Origin of the sequence: Streptomyces sp. NPDC000075 (assembly GCF_040301925.1) — a bacterium.
In the GTDB taxonomy this organism is placed as follows: Bacteria; Actinomycetota; Actinomycetes; order Streptomycetales; family Streptomycetaceae; genus Streptomyces; species Streptomyces polychromogenes.
The window spans coordinates 32,540-51,400 of the sequence record NZ_JBEPFL010000011.1 but is presented as its reverse complement, the minus strand read 5'-3'; the positions used below and the strand labels follow the sequence as shown (position 1 = coordinate 51,400).

The following is an 18,861-nucleotide window of genomic DNA, read 5'->3' as shown; positions in this document are numbered from 1 at the left end:
GAACGGCTCCGGTGACCGGTTACTGATGCGCCGATTAGCGTCTGATTACGGTCCCGTTACGGGCCCTCGGTAGGGTTCCGGGCAACTAGGCCCTCAGAGAATGGGAACCCGACCCGAATGAATCCGGACACCGAACAGCAGGACCTTGCGGAGCCCTATCTCGGCGGGCTGCTCGCCTCGCTCGGCCTGGACGTCCACTATTCCAGGGCGGAAAAGGACACCCTTTTCTTCCGCGAGGAGACGGGCCGCGAGGTACCCGTGCTCGACTTCGTCGGCGGCTACGGCTCGACGATCCTCGGCCACAGCAACCCCGAGATCGTCGGGTACGCGAAGGAGCTCCTGGACCAGGGCGTGCCGGTCCACGCGCAGTTCTCGAAGCACCCGTACGCCAACGAACTGGCCCAGAAGATCAACGCCGTCATCCGCCGCGAGTTCGCCACGACCGAGAGCTATTCGGCGATCTTCGCCAACAGCGGCGCCGAAGCGGTCGAGATCGCGATGAAGCACGCCGAGTTCGACCGGGTCGCACGCCTCACCGAACTGGCCGGGGAGATCGACGGGAACATCGAGAGGGCCCGCGCGGCGGTCGCGGCCGGGGCCGGGGTCGACGGGAGCGGCTCGTACGGCCGTCTGGCCACGGCCTCGGGGGTCTCGTTCGGGGCCGCCATGGAGGAGGTGATCGCCGCCGTCCGCGCCGCCAACGCCCCGCGCCTGGCGGCGGCCCCGGTGTTCCTGGCCCCGGAGGGATCGTTCCACGGCAAGCTGGTCGGCAGCGTCCAGCTCACCCACAACGCCGGCTTCCGCAGCCCGTTCTCGGCGCTGGCCGCGCAGTGCCGCTTCGTTCCGGTGCACGAGCCGGACGCCCTGGCCAAGACCATCGAGTCGGTGCGCCGGACCGTGTTCGACCTCGCGGTCGACGACGGCGCGGTGCGCGTCGTCGAGCGCGAGGTGCCGGCCGTCGCCGCCTTCGTCCTGGAGCCGGTCCAGGGTGAGGCCGGGATCCGGGTGTTCGACCGCCGGACCGCGGAGCACGTCCGGCGCACCTGCGAGGCCGCCGGCATCCCGATCGTCGTGGACGAGGTGCAGAGCGGCATGGGGCGCACCGGCGCCTTCTTCGCCGCCTCCCACGTCGGCCTCCAGGGCGACTACTTCACCCTGGCCAAGAGCCTGGGCGGCGGTGTCGCCAAGGCGGCCGTGACGCTGGTGCGCGCCTCCCGCTACCGCCGGGAGTTCGAGCTGGTGCACAGCTCCACCTTCGCGAAGGACGCGTTCTCCACGTCGGTCGCCATCCGGACGGTCGAGCTGCTGGAGGCGGACGGGGGCCGGGCCTACCAGCTGGCCGCCGAGCGCGGCAGCCGCCTCGCGGACATGCTCAGGAAGCTCCAGCAGGAGTTCGGGACGGTCGTCAAGGAGGTCCGGGGCAAGGGCCTGATGCTCGGCCTGGAGTTCCACGACCAGTCGGACTCCTCCTCGGAGGTCATCGCCGAACAGGCCCGCGCGGGGCTGCTCGGCTACCTGCTGTCCGGCTATCTGCTGCGGGTCCACGCCCTGCGGGTCCTGCCGACCGCCAGCGCCGTGAACACCCTCCGGCTCGAACCGTCCGTCCACCTCACGAACGCCGAGATCGCCCGGCTGGAAGCGGGCCTGCGCGGACTGCTGACCGTGCTCCGCGACCAGGACGGCGCCGCCCTCCTCCAGGCCGGGCCGGCCGGGGCCTCCGCCGCCTAGGAATCTCGGTACCCCTCGCATTGCGACTGTCCAGGATGACGAAGGAAAAGGCTTTTCAGATGACGACATGGCACGACGGGAACAAGGACGGTCACGACGAATCGGTGGCGATCGTCGGAGTTTCCTGCCGTCTCCCCGGGGCAACCGGGGCGACGGAATTCTGGAACCTCCTGCGTGACGGCCGCAATGCGATAACCGAGGTCCCCCACGACCGGCGGGACAGCATTTCGGATTCGGTCAGACTCGACGGCGGTACGCGATACGGCGCCTTCCTCGACGGGGTCGGGGACTTCGACGCCGCCTTCTTCGGCATTTCCGCACGGGAAGCGGCGGCGATGGACCCGCAGCAGCGCCTGGTGCTCGAACTGGCCTGGACGGCGCTGGAGGACGCCGGGATCGTCCCGGCCTCCCTGGCCGGCTCGGCCGCCTCGGTCTTCGTGGGATCGCTCCGCGACGACTACGCCGGCCTCGTGCTGAGCGGCGGCGACGAACACATCACCCCGCACACCAACACCGGTGTGCACCGGGCGGTCATCGCCAACCGGGTCTCCTACGCCCTGGACCTGCGCGGGCCGAGCGTCGTGGTGGACACGGCCCAGTCGTCGTCGCTGGTCGCGGTCCACCTGGCCGCCCAGAGCGTGCGGTCGGGCGAGTCCCCGGTCGCCATCGCCGCGGGCGTGAACCTCAACCTCCTCACGGAGGGAGCGCTGGGAGCGCAGCGGTTCGGCGGTCTGTCCCCGGACGGCCGCAGCCACGTCTTCGACGCCCGCGCCAACGGCTACGTACGCGGCGAGGGCGCCGTGGCACTGGTGCTCAAGCCGCTGCGCGCGGCCCTCGCCGACGGGGACGACGTCTACGCCGTGCTGCGCGGCAGCGCGGTCAACAACGACGGCGCCACCCCCGGGCTCACCGTCCCCAGCCCGCAGGCGCAGGAACGGGTGATCCGGGCCGCGCTGCGGCGCGCCGGCATCACCCGGGACCAGGTGCAGTACGTGGAACTCCACGGCACCGGCACCCCGGTCGGCGACCCGGTCGAGGCAGCCGCCCTCGGCGCCGTCTTCTCCGGCCGGCAGCCCGACGGGAACAGCGCCGCGGACCCCCTGCTGGTGGGGTCCGTGAAGACCAATATCGGGCATCTCGAAGGCGCCGCCGGCATCACCGGCCTGCTCAAGGCCGTCCTGGGCATCCGGCACCGCCTCCTGCCCGCGAGCCCCGGATTCCTCACCCCCAACCCGGACATCCCGTTCGACGAGCTCGGGCTGCGGATGGCGACGGAGCTCTCCGGCTGGCCGCACCCGGACCGTCCGCTGATCGCGGGCGTGTCGTCGTTCGGCATGGGCGGCACCAACGCCCACGTCGTCCTGAGCGAGCCGCCGTCCGGCGGCCGGCCCACCCCCGGGCTGCCGGAGCCCGGCGCTCCCCGGCAGGTGCCCGTGCCCGTCTCGGGCCGCACCCCGGCCGCGCTGCGGGCGCACGCCGCCCTGCTGAGCGCGACGGACGCCACCCCGCAGGACCTCGGCTTCTCCCTCGCCACGACCAGGACGCCCTTCCGGTACCGGGCCGTGGTCCTGGCCTCCGACGCCGACGAGCTGCGCACGGGGCTGGACGCCCTCGCCGAGGGGCGGTCCGTGCCCCACCTGATCACGGCCGACGGGCCCACGACCGGCGGGGAGGCACCGCTCGACGCGGAACCGGCGGCCGAGCGGGCCGGTTCCGCCGGGCGGACCGCCCTCCTGAGCGGCCTCGCGACCGCGTTCGTCGGCGGCGAGGACGTCGACTGGGCGCCGGCGTTCGAGGGCGCCGGCGGCGGGCGGGTCCGGCTGCCGGGCTACCCGTTCCAGCGGGAGCGTTTCTGGACCGGGGAAACCCGCACCACGGCCGCCGCCGGGGCCTTCGCCGCCGGGCCGGCCGGTACGGATCCGGCGACGCTGGTCAAGGTCCGGGTGGCCGAGGCCCTCGGGGTCGCCGACCCGGACTCCGTGGAGCCGGACACCAACTTCCGCGATCTCGGGTTCTCGTCCCTGATGACGGTGGAACTGATCGAGAGCCTGTCCAGCGCCGCCGGACGCCCGCTGCCCAGCGGGCTGCTGTTCGACTACCCGACGCCCCGGGAGCTGATCGGCTACTTCTCCGAGACCGGGATCGATCCGGGTGCCGCCGCCCGCCGGAGCCCGTACGCCCCCTCGGGCGGCGGCGACGAGGACGCGATCGCGATCGTCGGCATGGCCTGCCGCCTGCCCGGCGGACTCGCCTCTCCCGAGGACCTGTGGCGCGTGGTCGCCGACGAGCGGGACGTGACCGGCGCGTTCCCCACCGACCGCGGCTGGCAGCCCGGTGAGGGGTACGCGCGGACCGGCGGATTCCTCGACACCGCGGCCGAGTTCGACGCCGAGTTCTTCGGGATCTCCCCCCGGGAGGCACTGGCCATGGACCCGCAGCAGCGGCTGCTGCTGCAGACCACCTGGGAGGCCCTGGAACGGGCCGGCCTGGACCCGAAGTCCCTGCGGGGCAGCCGCACCGGCGTGTTCATCGGCGGCACCTCCTCCGACTACGGCCCCCGGATGCACGAGGCCGGCGACGAGGTCAAGGGCTACGTGCTCACCGGCACCACGCCCAGCGTGCTCTCCGGCCGCATCGCCTACCAGCTCGGGTTCGTCGGCCCCACCCTCACCGTGGACACGGCCTGCTCGTCCTCGCTCGTCGCCCTGCACCTGGCAGTGCGCGCCCTGCGCGGCGGCGAGGCTTCGGCGGCGGTCGCCGGCGGCGTGACCGTGATGGCCACCCCCGGCATGTTCGAGGAGTTCTCCCGCCAGCACGGACTGGCCTCCGACGGCCGGTGCAAGCCGTTCTCGGCCGACGCCGACGGCACCGGATGGTCCGAGGGCGCGGGCGTGCTGGTCCTGGAGCGGCTGTCGGACGCCCGCCGCCAGGGCCACCCGGTGCTCGCGGTGATCCGGGGGACCGCGATCAACTCCGACGGCTCCTCCAACGGACTGACCGCGCCCAGCGGACTGTCCCAGCAGCGGCTCATCAGCGCCGCGCTGGCCGACGCCGGCCTGACCGGCGCCGACGTGGACCTGCTGGAGGCACACGGCACCGGCACCTCCCTCGGCGACCCGATCGAGGCCGACGCCGTCCTCGCCACCTACGGGCAGGACCGCGACGTCCCGCTCTACCTCGGCTCGCTGAAGTCGAACATCGGCCACACCCAGGCCGCCGCCGGTGTCGCCGGCGTGATCAAGGCGGTCCAGGCCATGCGGCACGAGGTGCTGCCCCGCACCCTGCACGCCGACGTGCCGACCTCCCGGGTGGACTGGGAGTCCGGCCGGGTGGAGCTGCTCACGCGGGCCCGGCGCTGGGAGCGTGCCGGCCGGCCGCTCCGCGCCGCCGTGTCCGCGTTCGGCATCAGCGGCACCAACGCCCACGTCGTGCTGGAGGAGGGCGAACGGACCCCGACGGCCATGGTCTTCACCGGCCAGGGGGCGCAGCGGCCCGGCATGGGCCGCGAACTGTACGCCCGGTTCCCGGTGTTCGCGCGCGTCCTCGACGAGGTGTGCGCCGCGTTCGACGCGCACCTGGACCGGCCGCTGAAGGACCTCATGCTCGGCGACGGGCCGGAGGCCGACGCACTGCACCAGACCCGGTACACCCAGCCCGCGCTGTTCGCCTTCGAGGTGGCGCTGGCCGGCCTGGCCGCCGATCAGGGGCTGGAGGCCGACCTGCTCGCGGGCCACTCCATCGGCGAGCTCGCCGCCGCCTACGTGGCGGGGGTGTTCTCGCTGGAGGACGCGGCGAAGCTGGTGGCCGCCCGGGGGCGGCTGATGCAGCGGGCCCGCTCCGGCGGAGCCATGATCGCCGTGGAGGCCACCGAGGCGGAGGTCGCCGCGACCCTGGTCGAGGGCGTCGTGGTGGCCGCGGTGAACGGCCCGGCGTCCGTGGTGATCGCCGGCGACTCCGAGGCCGCCGAGACCGTCGCCGCGGGGTGGCGCGAACGCGGCCGCCGGGTCACCCGGCTGACCGTCAGCCACGCCTTCCACTCCCCCCACATGGATGACGTGCTCGACGAGTTCAGGGCCGTGGCCGGCACGATCACGCACCGGCCGCCGAGGATCCCCGTCATCTCCACGGTCACGGGCCGCCCGCTGCCCGCCGACCCGGCCGGCTACGCCGAGCACTGGGCCGCCCAGATCCGGGGCACCGTGCGGTTCCACGACGCGGTGACCGCCCTGCGGGAGGCCGGCGCCGGTCTGTTCGTCGAGGTCGGGCCGTCGGCCGCGCTCACTCCGCTGATCAGGTCCGCCGGGGTGCGCCGTGCCGTCCCGCTGAGCCGGTCCGCCGGGTCCGAGGCGGAGGTCTTCACGGCGGGCCTCGCCCGGGCCCGCGGTGAGGAGCCCACGCACCCGTTCCGCCGGGACCGCTACTGGCTGCCGCCGCGTGCGGCGCGCACCGGGTCGGGGCACCCGCTGCTCGACTCGGTCGTGGAACTCGTCGACCGGGACGAGGTGGTGCTCTCGGGCACGGTCTCCGTGGCCGGGCACCCGTGGCTCGCCGGCCACGTGGTCGACGGTGCGGTGCTGCTGCCGGGGACGGCGTTCCTGGAGATGGCCCTGTTCGCGGGCGAGCGGGTGGGCCTGCCAGGGGTGGCCGACCTGACGCTGGAGAGCCCGCTGGAGCTCCCCGCCTCCGGCTCCGTCCAGCTCCAGGTGACCGTGCACGGGAGGGAGGTGACGGTCCACTCCCGTCCCGACGGCGAGCAGGAGTGGACGCGGCACGCCTCCGGGCTGCTCGACGACACCGGGGCGGAGTCCGGCGCCGAGGACCTGCCGGAGTGGCCGCCCGCCGGTGCGGCGCTGCCCGTCGAGGACGCGTACGAGCGGCTCGCGGAACGCGGCTACGCCTACGACGGCGCGTTCCGGGGGCTGCGGTCGGTCCACCACGACGGCGACACCGCGTACGCCGAGGTCCGGATCCCCGACGGCCTCGCCCCCGAACCCGGCTTCCTCCTGCACCCGGCCGTGGTGGACGCGGTGCTGCACCCCATCGTCCTGGGGCTGGTCGACGGCGGGGAGGGCACCCGCCTGCCCTTCGCGTGGAGCGGCGTGCGGCTGCACGCGGGCGCCGTCGGCGGAACGGAGTTCCGCGCCCGGATCTCCCCCTCGGGCGGCGACACCTACGAGTTGCTGCTCGCCGACGCCACGGGCGCGCCCGTGGCCTCCGTCGACGGTCTGGCCTTCCGGACGTCGGCCCGCACCGCCGCCGACGCCGTCCCGATGTACGAGCTGACCTGGCACCCCCGGACCGCCCCGGCCACGGACGCGGCCAACGGGCTGCGGCCCACCGTCGTCGAGATCGCCCCGGCCGCCGGCCCGGGGGACGCCGCCGCCGCGGCCCTGGCGGCGGTCCAGGACTGGACGGCTGCCGGCCCCGGCCCGGACGAGCGCCTGGTCCTCGTCACCCGGGACGCGGTGGCGGCCGCACCCGGCGACGCCGTGCGCGATCCGGCGGCGGCCTCGGTGTGGGGTCTGGCCCGCACCGCCCAGAGCGAGTACCCGGACCGGATCATCGTGGTCGACCTCCCGGGCGGTGCCGAGGCCGCGGACGCCGTCGAGGCCGCCGTACGCTCCGGGGAACCCCAACTGGCCGTGCGGGACGGCCTGCTCCTGGTACCCCGGATCACCAGGGCCGCCCAGGTGTCCGCAGGCGGCGACGGCTTGACACCTGCCCTGACCCCCGGCGGTACGGTCCTGGTCACCGGCGGCACCGGCGGGCTCGGCGCACTGGTCGCCCGGCACCTCCACCACCGGCACGGCGTGCGCGACCTCCTGCTCGTCAGCCGCCGGGGCCCGGACGCGCCCGGCGCCGCCGAGCTGGCGGCCGAGCTGGACGGCGTACGCATCGAGGCCGTCGACGTGACGGACCGGGCCGCGCTGGCCGCGCTGATCGACGGCCTGCCCGCCGACGCGCCGCTGACGGCGGTGATCCACACCGCCGGTGTGCTCGACGACGCCACGCTCCCGGCACTGACCGGGGACCGCGTCCGCGCCGTCATGGCCGCCAAGGCGGACGCCGCCCGGCACCTGCACGAACTGACCGCGGACCGGGAGCTGGACGCCTTCGTGCTGTTCTCCTCGGTCTCCGGTCTGCTCGGGACCGCCGGCCAGGCCAACTACGCCGCCGCCAACACCTATCTGGACGCGCTGGCCGCGCACCGCCGCGCCCTCGGCCTGCCGGGGACCTCCCTGGCGTGGGGCCTGTGGCAGGAGGGCATGGGGCAGTCCCTGGGCGCCTCCGACCTCGGCCGCTGGACCCGCTCCGGGGTGGCGCCGCTCACCGCCGCGCAGGGCCTCGCCCTGTTCGACCGGGCCCTGCGCGACGGTACGACGGCTCCGGGGGCAACGGCCGGCCAGGCCCTGCCCGTTCCGGCGCTCTTCAAGCCGTCCCTGCTGTCCGCCTCGGACCCCGTGCCGCCCCTGCTGACGGGGCTGGTCAGGCGCCGCCCGAAGGCGGCCGGGACGGCCCCCGCCGCCGGGCGCACCGGGGCGGCGCTGACGGCGAAGCAGGCCGAGGACCTCGTCCGGGCCACCACCGCGTCCGTACTCGGGCTGCCCAACCCCGCCGCGCTCGACACGGGCAAGGCGTTCCGGGAGCAGGGCTTCGATTCCCTGGCCGGCGTCGACCTCCGCAACCGGCTGATCGCGGCCACGGGGCGGCAGCTTCCCGCCACCCTGGTCTTCGACCATCCCACCCCGCAGGCCCTGGCCGCGTTCCTCGCCCGGGACCCGGACGGGGGCACGGACCGGCGGGCCGCCGACGGGCCGAGGCGCAAGGGCCGCGGCCGGAGCGACGAGCCGATCGCCATCGTCGGCATGGCCTGCCGTTTCCCCGGCGGTGTCCGCTCGGCCGACGACCTGTGGCAGCTGGTGCTGGACGGCCGGGACGCGATCTCCGAGTTCCCCGTCAACCGGGGCTGGGACCTGGACGGGCTCTACCACCCCGACCCGGACCACACCGGCACCAGCTACACCAGGCACGGCGGGTTCCTGCACGACGCCGACCTGTTCGACGCCGCGTTCTTCGACATGTCGCCCCGTGAGGCGCTCGCCACCGATCCGCAGCAGCGGCTGCTGCTGGAGACCGCGTGGGAGACCTTCGAGGACGCCGGCATCGACCCGACGGGCCTGCGCGGCAGCCGGACCGGCGTGTTCACCGGCGTGATGTACGACGACTACGCCTCGCGGCTCCCCGCCACCCCGCGCGAGGTGGAGGGCTTCCTGCTGGCGGGCAACACCTCCAGCGTGATCTCCGGACGGCTGGCGTACAGCTACGGCCTGGAGGGGCCGGCGATCACGGTCGACACCGCGTGCTCGTCCTCGCTCGTCGCCCTGCACCTGGCCGCGAACGCGCTGCGCTCGGGCGAGGTGGACCTCGCCCTGGCGGGCGGCGTCACCGTCATGTCGGGGCCGAGCACGTTCGTCGAGTTCTCCCGGCAGAAGGGGCTGTCCGAGGACGGCCGGTGCAAGTCCTTCTCGTCCGACGCCGACGGCACCGGATGGTCGGAGGGCGTCGGTCTGCTGCTGGTCGAACGCCTGGAGGACGCCCGCCGCAACGGGCACCAGGTGCTGGCGGTGCTGCGCGGCTCCGCCGTGAACTCCGACGGCGCCTCCAACGGCCTGACCGCTCCCAACGGACCCTCGCAGGAGCGGGTGATCCGTGCCGCCCTCGCCGACGCCGGCCTGACCGGCGCCGACGTCGACCTCGTCGAGGCGCACGGCACCGGTACGAGGCTCGGCGACCCGATCGAGGCCCAGGCCCTGCTGGCGACCTACGGCCAGGACCGCGCCGAACCGGTGCGCCTGGGTTCGCTGAAGTCGAACCTCGGCCACGCCCAGGCGGCCGCCGGCGTCGGCGGTGTCATCAAGGTGGTCCAGGCGATGCGGCACGGTATCCAGCCGCGGACCCTGCACCTGGGTGAGCCCTCCCCCCACGTGGACTGGTCCGCCGGCGCGGTCGAACTCCTCGGCGAACAGCGGGAGTGGCCCGACTCCGGCCGGCCCCGGCGCGCCGCCGTGTCCGCGTTCGGCATCAGCGGCACCAACGCCCACGTGATCCTGGAGCAGGCCGGCCCGGTCGCCGCCCCGGCCTCCACCGCCCGCCCCGACGCGGGGAGCGGAACCGGTCTGCCGGTTCTGCCGCTGGTGCTGTCGGCCCGGACCGACCAGGCCCTGCGCACCCGGGCCGCGGAGCTCGGCGCCCACCTGGAGGCGCACCCCGGGCTCGATCTCGTCGGCGTCGCCGGCACGCTCGCCGGGGGCCGGGCCCTGCTGGAGCGGCGGGCCGTCGTCATCGGCCCGGACCGGGAGTCGCTGCTGCGCCGCCTCGGCGCCGTCGCGGCGGGCACCACCGCGCCGGGCGTGCTCCAGGGCCACGGAAGCGGCCGGGGGGCCACCGCCTTCCTGTTCACCGGACAGGGCTCCCAGCGGGCCGGCATGGGGCGCGAGCTGTACGAGCGTTCCGCCGTCTTCCGCGCCGCGCTCGACGAGGTGGCGTCCCATCTCGACCCGGTCCTGGAGCGGCCGCTGACCGCTGTGCTGTTCGCCGGGCCCGAGACCGCCGACGCGGCGCTGCTCGACCGGACCGCGTACACCCAGGCGGCGCTGTTCGCCGTCGAGGTCGCGCTCCACCGCTTCGCCGAACACCACGGTGTCGTACCCGACTACCTGCTCGGGCATTCGGTCGGCGAGGTGGCCGCGGCCCACGTGGCCGGGGTGTTCGACCTGCCCGACGCCTGCCGCCTGGTCGCGGCCCGGGGGACCGCCATGCAGTCCGCCCGCGACGGCGGCGCGATGGCCGCGCTGGAGGCGTCCGAGGAGGAGGTGCGCGAGGTGCTGGTCCCCGGCGCCACGGTCGCCGGGGTGAACGGACCCCGGTCCGTGGTGGTGTCCGGCGACCACGACGCCGTGACCGCGATGGTCGCGCACTGGGCCGGCCGCGGCCGGCGGACCAGGCGGCTCGCGGTCAGCCACGCCTTCCACTCGCACCACATGGACGAGGTGCTGGCCGGATTCCGCGCCGCCCTGGACACGGTCTCCTTCCACGAGCCGCGGATCCCGGTCGTCTCGAACGTCACCGGCGAGATCGCCACCCCCGGTCAGCTGACCTCCCCGGACTACTGGGTGACCCATGTCCGCGAAGCCGTGCGGTTCCTCGACGGAGTGCGCACCCTGCGCCGCAGCGGGGTCACCGAGTTCGTCGAGCTGGGCCCGGACGGCGTGCTGACCGCGCTGGTCGGACAGGCGGTCGCGGACGAGGACGCGGACGCCGGCCCGGGCGTCGGCGTCACGGTCCCGATGCTGCGTGCCGGACGCGACGACCTGGAGACCGCCTTCGCGGCGCTCGGCTCCCTGCACCTGAGGGGCGTACCGGTCGACTGGTCGGCGGTCCTCCCGCACACCGGTGCCGTCCCGCTGCCGCGCTACCCCTTCGAGCACCGCCGGTACTGGCTGGAGACCCCGTCCTCCGCGTATCCGCTGCTGGACACCGCGGTCACCCTCGTCGACGGCGGGACCGTGCTGACCGGCGAGATCGGCGGGGGCGGGTGGATCGGCGACCACCGCATCCGCGGCGAGGTCCTCGTCCCCGGTACGGCGCTGCTGGACATGGCGCTGCACGCCGGGGAGCTCGTGGCATGCCCGACCGTCGCCGAACTGACCTTCACCACCGCCCTGGCCGTACCCGAGGGCGAGACCGTCACGGTCCAGGTGCGGGTGGACGCGCCCGGGCCGGACGGCAGCCGCGCGCTGCTGATCCATTCCCGCCCGGGAGCCGCCGGCGACGACTCCGCCACGTGGACCTGCCACGCCCGGGGCGTCCTGGTCCCCGGGCGGCGCCCGGCCCCCGCACCCGTGGAACCCGCCGGCGAGGCGGTCGGCCTCGGCGGCGCGTACGACCGTCTCGGCGAGCACGGCTACGGGTACGGCCCGGCGCTGCGGGGACTCCGGTCGGTGCGCCACTTCGGCGAGGACCGCTTCGTCGAGGTGGAACTGGCGCCGCGGTACGCGGGCGAAGCCGCCCGGTACGGCGTGCACCCCGCCCTGCTCGACTCGGTCCTGCACGTCCTGCTGCCGGGCGTCGTCGACCCCGCCGCGCCGGCGGTCCTGCCGTTCTCCTGGTCAGGGGTGACCCGGTACGCGACCGGCGCCACGGCCCTGACCGCGCGGGTCACGGTGCGCGGCGGCGCCGCGAGCCTGGCGGTCCACGACCGCGACGGCCGGGCGGTGCTGACGGCCGACGAGCTGACGCTGCTGCCGGTCGGCGGCAGCCATGCGCCGGCGGGTCTGCACACCGTGGTCTGGCGGGAGGCCCCCGCCCCCGAGGACGGCCTCGAACCGGCCGTCCCGCACCGTGTCGCGGCCGTGGCCGGCTCCTTGGGGGGCGACGTCGCGAAGACGGCGAGGGCCCTGGTGCACACCGTGCTCGACGAGCTCCGCACGGTCCTCGCGGAGGACGACGGCCGTCGCCACGCCTTCGTGATCGCGCCGGACCTGGCGCACGCCGCGGTGCGCGGCCTGGTCCGCAGCGCCCAGGCGGAGAACCCGGGGCGGCTGGTGCTGGTCGAGGCCGCCGAGACGGCCGACGCGACACTGCTCGACGCCGCGCTGCGGACACCGGAGCCGGAACTGGCGCTCCGGGACGGCCGGATCCTGGTCCCGCGTGTGGCCCGCCCCGGGGGCACCCCGGACGGCGGTGCCGGACTGGGGACGGGACCGGTGCTGATCACCGGCGCGACCGGCACCCTCGGCACCGTGCTGGCCCGGCACCTGGTCGTCCGGCACGGGCTGCGGGACCTGGTGCTCCTCAGCCGCCGGGGCGGGGACGCGCCGGGTGCGGCGGCCCTCCGTGACGAGCTGACCGCCCTCGGCGCCGAGGTGAGCCTGGTGGCCGCCGACGTGACCGACCGGACGGCCCTGGAACAGGTGTTCGCGGCGCACGCGCCGGCCGCCGTGGTGCACACCGCCGGCGTCGTCTCCGACTCCACGCTCGGCGGGCTGACGGCGGAGCGGATCGAGGCGGTGCTGCGCCCGAAGGTGGACGCCGCCTGGCACCTGCACGAACTCGCCGGGGACCGGCCGCTGTTCCTGTACTCATCGGTCGCCGGGCTGCTGGGCACGGCGGGCCAGGCGAACTACGCCGCGGCCAACACGTTCCTGGACGCCCTCGCCGAGCACCGCCGTGCGCTGGGCCTGCCCGCCGTCTCGCTGGCCTGGGGCCTGTGGGCGCAGACCAGCACCATCTCCGCGGGACTGTCCGGCACCGACGTCCAGCGGCTCACCCGCTCGGGCCTGCGCCCGCTGGAGACCGAGGAGGCTCTCGGCCTGTTCGACGCCTCCCTGGGCGCGGTGGCCGGCGACGGCGCCGCCGTACTCGCCCTGACCCGGTTCGACCGCTCCGTGCTGTCGGGCCGCACGGACCTCCCCGGGGTGCTGCGCGACCTGGCCGGACCGGCGGCGCTCCCGGCGGCGGCCGTACGGGACGACGGGGCCGGCGCGACGGATCGGGACCCGTCCGGGCCCGGCGACCTGCGGGAGACCGTCCGCGCTCAGATCGCGGCGGTCCTCGGTCACTCCGACCCGGACGACGTCGAGGAGGAGCGCTCGTTCAGCGAGCTCGGCTTCGACTCGCTCACGGCCGTCGAGCTGCGCAACCGGCTCGGCACCGCGATCGGCCGCCGGCTGTCGGCGACGGTGGTCTTCGACCACCCCACCCCGGCGGCGCTGACCGAGCACCTCCTCGGCCTCGTGGCGGCCGAGGAGCGGCCCGCCCCCTCGGCGCCCCGGCCGGGGCCCGTCACGGACGGGAACGGTCCCGACGAGCCGATCGCGATCGTCGGCATGGCCTGCCGCTACCCCGGCGGGGTCACCTCCGCGCAGGACCTGTGGCAGCTGGTCGCCGACGGCCGCGACGGAACCTCCGGGTTCCCCGTGAACCGGGGCTGGCCCGCCGGGCTGTACCACCCCGACCCGGACCACCCGGGCACCTCCACCACCCGCCGGGGCGGTTTCCTGCACGACGCCGACCGCTTCGACGCCCGGTTCTTCGGTCTGTCGCCGCGCGAGGCGCTCGCCGTGGACCCCCAGCAGCGGCAGTTGCTGGAGACCACCTGGGAAGCGGTGGAGCACGCCGGGCTCGACCCGCAGGCCCTGCGGGGCAGCCGGACCGGAGTGTTCGTCGGCGTCATGTACAGCGACTACGGTTCCCGGGCGGACCTGCCCCCGGAGGGCGTGGAGGGCTACCTGTACAGCGGCAGCGCGGGCAGCATCGCCTCCGGCAGGCTGGCCTACACGTTCGGGTTCGAGGGACCGACCCTCACCGTGGACACGGCGTGCTCCTCGTCGCTGGTCGCGGTGCACCTGGCCGCGAGCGCGCTGCGCCGTGGCGAGTGCGAGCTCGCGGTGGCGGGCGGCGCGACCGTGATGGCCACGCCGACGCCGTTCGTGGAGTTCTCCCGGCTGCGCGGTCTGTCCGAGGACGGCCGGTGCAAGTCGTTCTCCGACGGGGCCGACGGCACCGGCTGGTCCGAGGGAGCGGGCATGCTGCTGCTGGAGAAGCTGTCGGACGCCCGGCGCAACGGGCACCGGGTGCTCGCGGTGCTGCGCGGTTCGGCGGTGAACTCCGACGGCGCTTCGAACGGGCTGACGGCACCCAACGGCCCCGCCCAGGAGAGGGTGATCCGTGCCGCGCTCGACTCGGCCCGCCTAGAGCCGGCCGACATCGGCCTCGTCGAGGCACACGGCACGGGGACCCGGCTGGGCGATCCGATCGAGGCCCAGGCCCTGATCGCCACCTACGGGCGCGACCGGCGGCAGCCGCTGCTGCTCGGGTCCCTGAAGTCGAACATCGGGCACGCCCAGGCGGCGGCGGGTGTCGGCGGGATCATCAAGGTGGTGCAGGCCATGCGGCACGAGGTCGCCCCGGCCACCCTGCACGTCGGCACCCCCTCCCGGCACGTGGACTGGTCGCAGAGCGGTATCGCGCTGCTGACCGAGGCCCGTCCGTGGCCGCGCGGGGCGCGGCCCCGCCGGGCGGGCGTGTCCTCCTTCGGGTTCGGCGGCACCAATGCCCACGTGATCCTCGAGGAGGCGGAGGCCGTCCCGGTCTCCGAAGTCCCGGTCTCCGCAGCCCCGGCCCCGGCGGCCCCGGCCTCCGGCGGTCAGGACGGCCCCGCGCCGGCCGCGCTCCCGTGGGTGCTGTCCGCCCGCACCGAGGAGGCGCTGGCCGAGCAGGCGGAGCGGGTCGCGGGCCTGTCCACCGCGGACGAGGCGTACACGCTGGCCTCGCGCGCCGCCCTGCCGTACCGGATCGCCGCGACGACCCCGGCCGCCCTGCGGGACGCGGTACCGGTCCGGGCGCAGGGAGGCCGTCTGGCCTTCGCGTTCACCGGGCAGGGGGCGCAGCGGGCCGGCATGGGCCTCGAACTGGCCGCCGCCCACCCGGTCTTCGCCTCGGCCTTCGACGAGGTCTGCGCCCACTTCGACGCGTCGCTGCGGGCCACGGTCCGCGCGGCGATCGCGACCGGGGAGGGCCTGGACGAGACGGGTACGGCGCAGCCCGCGCTGTTCGCCGTGGAGGTCGCGCTGTTCCGCCTGGTGGAGTCGTGGGGAGTCCGGCCCGACGTGGTGCTCGGCCACTCGATCGGCGAGCTGGCCGCCGCGCACGTCGCGGGTGTGCTCTCGCTGGCCGACGCCGCCCGGCTGGTCGCCGCCCGGGGCTCGCTGATGCAGGCTCTGCCCCGAGGGGGTGCGATGGTCGCCGTCGAGGCGGCCCCGGCCGAACTGGAGGGGCTGGAGCTGCCCGCCGGGGTGTCGGTCGCGGCGGTCAACGGCCCGGCCTCGCTCGTCCTGTCCGGTGCCGAGGAGCCGTTGCTGGCCTTCGTCGAGGAGCGGTTCGCCGGACGGGGCCGGCGTACCAAGCGGCTGTCCGTGAGCCATGCCTTCCACTCACCGCTGATGGAACCGATGCTGGACGGGTTCCGGGCGGTGGCCCGGGAGCTCACGTATCACGCCCCGGAGATCTCCGCGGTCTCCACGGTCACCGGCCGTGCGGCCGGGGAGTGGACCGATCCGGAGTACTGGGTGAACCAGGTCCGCGCCACGGTCCGGTTCCACGAGGCGGTGGAGACCGCCCGGGACGCGGGGGTGCGCACGGTCCTGGAGGTGGGTCCGGACGCGGTGCTCACCGGCATGATCGCCGCCGCCTTCCCGGCCGACGAGCCGGACTCGCCGGTCGCCGTGCCGTTGCGGCGACACGGCCGGCCGGAGGCGGAGGGCGTCGCGGCCGCACTCGGCGCCCTGTTCACCCGGGGTGCCGCAATCGACTGGAGTGCGGTGTTCCCGGGCGCGGGACCGGTCGACGTGCCGACGTACGCGTTCCAGCGCAAGCGGTTCTGGCTCGCCCCGGCCGGACGGACCGATGTGGCCGGCGCCGGACTGCGTGCTTCCGGGCACCCGCTGCTGGGCGCCGCGGTCGACCTCGCGGCGGGCGGTACGGGCGAGGGCGCGGCAACCGTTTCGACGGGCCGGCTGTCGCTGGCAGCCCAGCCGTGGCTCGGCGACCACCGGGTGCGGGGCAGCGTGCTGGTCCCCGGCACCGCGCTGGTGGAACTGGCCGCGTCGGCGGGCCACCTCGCGGAGTTCACCGTCACCGAACCCGTCGTCGTGCCGGAATCCGGGGCCCTCGTCCTGCAGCTGGTGGTCGACGGCACCGAGGTCACCCTCTGGTCCCGGAGCGAGGACGGCGGTCCGGACGGCCTTCCGTGGACCCGGCACGCCGTCGGCACCCTGGCCGTGGACGCGCCCGGGCCCGTGCCGGAGGCGGAGCCGTGGCCGGAGGGAGCCGCCGAGATCGACCTGACCGGGCTGTACGAGCGGGTCGCGGACCACGGCTACGCCTACGGGCCCGCCTTCCAGGGGCTGCGGGCGCTGCTCGTGCACGACGGCGAGCTGTTCGCCGAGGTGGCTTCCGCGGAACCGGCCCTGTCCGCCCCGGGCTTCGCCGTGCACCCGGCGCTGCTGGACGCGGTCCTGCACGCCCTGCTGCCCGGCGTCGCCGGCGACGGGCGGCCGGCGGCTCTGCCGTTCTCCTGGAGCGGGGTGCGGTTCCACGGCACGGCGGGGGCGGGCGACGCGGTGCTGCGCGCCCGCATCACGCCCACGGGTCCGGAGGCGGTGCGCCTGCTGGTGACCGGCGAGGACGGCCGTGTCCTGGTCGAGGTGGACGAGCTGGTCCTGCGGCCGCTCGCCTCCCTCGCGCCCTCGGCGGTGGGCGAGAGCCTGCTGTACACCTCCGCTTGGCGCCGGCCGGACGCGGCCGGCCCGCCGCAGGACGGCGGCGGCTACACGGTCGTGCGGGTCGAGGCGGGTACGGGTGACCTGCCGCAGCGGGCCCGGCACGCCGTCCACCACACCCTCGGTGTGCTGCGCGACCGGCTGGCGGGCGACACCGCCGGACGGCTCGCGGTGGTGGTCGGCTCCGATCTGGCCCATGCCGGTGTGCGGGGTCTCGTCCTCAGTGCGGCGACCGAACACCCCGGCCGCTTCCTCCTGGTGGACCACCCGGACGGGGACGGACCCGGCGACGTCCGGGACGCGGTGCGGGCTCTCCTGGACGCGTCCGGCGAGCTGGAGGAGCAACAGGTCCGGGTCCGGGACGGGGAGCTCCTCGTCCCGAGGCTGGTCCGGTACCGGCGGCCGGACGACGCCCGGCCGCACCGGGAGGAAGCCCTCGCGGGCGGGCGGGTCCCCTGGGACGAGGGGACGGTGATGATCACCGGCGCGAGCGGTGCGCTGGGCGCGGAGCTGGCCCGGCACCTGGTGGCGGAGCACGGTGCGCGTTCGCTGCTCCTGGTCAGCAGGAGCGGCGGCGCCCCCGAGATCGCGGGCGCCGGCGAAGGGGTCGAGGTCACGGCGGCGGCCTGCGACGTCGCCGACGGCGAGGCCCTGGCCCGGCTGGTCGCCCGTCACCGGCCCGTCGCCTTCGTCCACGCGGCGGGAACACTGGCCGACGGGACGCTGGACGGGCTCACGCCCGAGCAGGTCGACGCGGTGCTGCGGCCCAAGATCGATGCCGCCTGGCACCTGCACGAGGCGGCCGGCGACCGGCCGCTGGTGCTGTACTCCTCGATCGCCGGGCTCCTCGGCACGGCCGGACAGGCCAACTACGCGGCGGGGAACACCTTCCTGGACGCCCTGGCCGAATACCGCGTCTCCCGGGGACTGCCGACGGTCTCCCTGGCCTGGGGCCTGTGGGAGACGGGCATGGGCGACGGGCTGTCCGGCGCGGACCTGAGGCGCATCCTCGCGCTCGGGCTGCGGCCGCTGGCGGTGTCCGAGGCGCTGGCCGCCTTCGACGTCGCCACGGCCGGACTCGCCGGCCCGGGTGGAGCGGCAGGCCCAGACGCGGTGTTCGCGGTGACGGGTGTCGACCGGGCCGCCCTCGGCGCCGCACCCCACCCGCCCTCCGTGCTCCGGGACCTCGCACCCCGGCCCGTACGGAACTCCGTGCCGGAGGAAGGTGCGGCCCGGGTGGAGCGGCAGGCTCCGGGTGTCGCGTGGGACCAGCCGGGGGCCGCACTGGAGCTGGTCCGCCGGGAGGTCGCCACGGCGCTCGGGCACGAGGGGGTGTCGGCCATCGCCGCCGAGGCACCGTTCACGGACCTCGGGTTCGACTCGCTGACGGCGGTGGAGCTGCGCAACCGGCTGACGGCGGTCACCGGCGAACGCCTGCCGACCACGCTGGTGTTCGACTATCCGACGCCGGCCCTGCTGGCCGAGCAGCTGCGGGCCATCGTGACGGCCCGCCAGACGGCACCGCTGCTGGACCGGCTGGAGGCGCTGATCCGCGACGGAGCGCTGGACGCGGACGCCGTGGAACGGCTCCGGGAGCTGGTGGGCGCCGCGCCGGGGGCCCGCGGCGACGGTGACCACGGGGCCGGGAGGGACCTCGCGCGCCTGGAGCACGTGGAGGACGCGGACCTGTTCGCCATGGTCGACGGCCTCGACTGAGCCGGGTTTCCGGTCGGGGACGGCGCTCGCGCCGTCCCCGACCGGAATTCCTCCGAACGACGTAATCAATCACATA

Annotated in this window: 2 protein-coding genes; both read left to right on the top strand. The window is 75.5% G+C overall.

From position 1 onward, the window contains the following. The first annotated feature begins 117 nt into the window (after positions 1-117). Entirely contained in the window at positions 118-1,728 is a 1,611-nt protein-coding gene (locus tag ABT403_RS15295) for an aspartate aminotransferase family protein (RefSeq protein ID WP_344152521.1), read from the top strand. 59 nt (positions 1,729-1,787) lie between these two features. After that, the gene (locus tag ABT403_RS15290) at positions 1,788-18,785 is read left to right on the top strand and encodes an SDR family NAD(P)-dependent oxidoreductase (RefSeq protein WP_344152517.1); all 16,998 of its coding nucleotides are present in this window, start codon (positions 1,788-1,790) and stop codon (positions 18,783-18,785) included. Positions 18,786-18,861: the final 76 nt, after the last annotated feature.